We start from the raw sequence: 1142 nt of genomic DNA on the forward strand, positions 1-1142 counted from the left end.
GTCGTGTTTCATCCGGGCGCCGGACCGCGCGAGGTGTTCGCCGCGCTCGACGCCGTCGATGGGCGCCTGGTCTGGAGCGACCGCGCGATGGGCGTGGTCGTGATGGCCATCCCGGCCCGGGATCATCTGACCCTGTACCGGCACGGTGCGCTGCTGGTGAGCGGGGCGGGCGCGCCGGGCGGCTGCGTCAACTGGAGCCGGCCTTGAACCTGGCCGGCTTTTCGGCCAGCGTCGCCAGCAGGCGCGCCAGCTCCAGCGTGTCGACCGGCTTGACGAAGTGGTACGAAAAACCCGCGTTCATGCTCGAGCCCCGGTCGGACTCCTGGCCGTAGCCGGTGATCGCGATGAAGGTGGCGCCTGCGCCACCGGCGCGCTGGCGCAGGCGCTGTGCCAGTTCGTAGCCGTCCATGTCGGGCAGCCCGATATCGAGCAGGAACACATCGACCGTGTCGACCCGCGCGCGTTCAAGCGCCGCGTACGGACTGTGTTCGGTGACCACGTCGTGCCCGGCCGCCTCGAGAAACATCGACAGCATCTGCGCCGCATCGACGTTGTCGTCCACAACCATGATGCGCAGGCGCGGTCCGGTGGGCGCCGGCAAGCGGTGCGCGGGCGCGGGCAGCGCGTCGACATCGCTCGCCACGGCCGGCAGCACGACCGTGAATGCGCTGCCCTGGCCGAGGCCCGCGCTGTGCGCCGACACGGCGCCGCCATGCAACTCGACCAGGCTGTGCACCAGGGCCAGGCCGATGCCCAGGCCGCCCTGCGAGCGGTCCGACGTGCGCTCGCCCTGCATGAACAGCTCGAACACGCTGGCAATCAGTGACGGCGCCATGCCGATACCGTTGTCGCGCACCGTGAAGCGCACGAGCGCCCCGCGCACTTCCAGCGACACGGCAATCTCGCCACCTTCCGGCGTGTACTTGGCCGCATTGCCCAGCAGGTTGGCCAGCACCTGCACGAGGCGCTTCTGGTCACCGCGCACGAAGGCCGGTTCGTGCGGCGTGTGCACGTCCAGGCTGTGCCGGCGCGCGGCGATCAGGGGCCTGGTCTGCTCGACGGCATCGGCAATCAGCGCCTTGGCGTCGAGGATGTCGTGCTCCAGCGTGATCAGGCCGCGCGTGACGCGCGAGACGTCCATC

1 protein-coding gene and 1 pseudogene are annotated in these 1142 nt (G+C 70.3%); one reads left to right on the top strand and one right to left on the bottom strand.

Going from position 1 to position 1142, the window contains the following annotated elements:
- Positions 1–207: pseudogene (locus AC1DYN_RS32665) on the top strand (DUF2243 domain-containing protein); the annotation flags it as partial.
- Here the strand turns inward: AC1DYN_RS32665 and AC1DYN_RS32670 are convergent.
- Positions 188–1142 (bottom strand): hybrid sensor histidine kinase/response regulator (locus AC1DYN_RS32670; RefSeq protein ID WP_477966986.1); only part of this gene is annotated, 955 nt, incomplete at its 5' end. The pseudogene AC1DYN_RS32665 and the gene AC1DYN_RS32670 overlap by 20 nt on opposite strands.

The sequence above is a fragment of the Rhizobacter sp. P2_D12 genome, assembly GCF_056404395.1.